The organism is Caballeronia sp. M23-90 (assembly GCF_053574605.1).
In genome coordinates, this window is the sequence record NZ_JBSIPA010000894.1 from 1 (window position 1) to 943 (window position 943).

Below are 943 nucleotides of genomic sequence, written 5' to 3' on the forward strand. Positions count from 1 at the left end.
TCCGCAAGGCTGGGACCAGGCGCGCCAGGGCCTCACGCAGCTCGCGAAGCAGAACCCGAATGATCCGCGTTACACGCTCGCCCTGGCCCAGCATCTGACCTATCGCGATACGACCCGCCGCGAAGGCATCGCACGTCTTGCGCAGTTGAGCACCGACAGCACCGTTGGCGACGAAGCGAAGAAAAGCTGGCGCCAGGCGTTGTTGTGGCTGGGCGCGCGGGCATCGGATGCGCCCTTGTATCAGGCGTATTTGCAGGCATCGCCGGATGACCCCGCCGTCAAGGCCCGCTTCGATTCGATGGTCCAGCAGGACAAACAGGCGCAGGAACGCTCGCAGGCCAGCGCCGCAACCGATGCACGCGGGCGCACCGTCGCCGAAGGTTTTGCGGCGCTGGATCGTGGCGATATCGTCACGGGACGCGCCCGTTTTTCGGCCGTGCTGGCGCAAAGCCCGAATGACGCCGATGCACTCGGCGGCATGGGCGTCGCCGCGTTGAAGCAGGAAAAATTCGATGAAGCGCGCACCTATCTCGAACGTGCATCGCGCGCCGGAAACGCCGCGCGCTGGAAAGACGCGCTGACCAGCGCCACTTACTGGAGCTACACGAGCGCGGGTATTGGTGCACGCAGCAACGGCGAAACTGCCAAAGCCAAGTCGATGTTCGAGCGCGCGATTGCGTTGAATCCATCGGACACGACCGCGCAGACCTTGCTCGGCGAGACCTTGCTTGGCAGCGGCGATCCGCGCGGCGCGGAACAGGCGTACCGGATGGCACTGCGCCGTCAGGCCGATAACCCCGATGCGATCCGCGGCCTCGTCGGCGCACTCGCCGCGCAAGGCCGCGGTGAAGAAGCGCTGGTGTTTGCGAACCAGTTGAACGCGGAGCAGCAGGCGAAGGCCGGCGGCATCAACAAGCTGCGTGGCGAAGCGCAAGCGGCGCAA

1 protein-coding gene is annotated in these 943 nt (G+C 65.7%); it reads left to right on the top strand.

The features are described from left to right. Window positions 1-943: tetratricopeptide repeat protein (locus tag ACRXB1_RS36805; RefSeq protein ID WP_449494873.1), on the top strand; the 943-nt coding region annotated here is incomplete at both ends.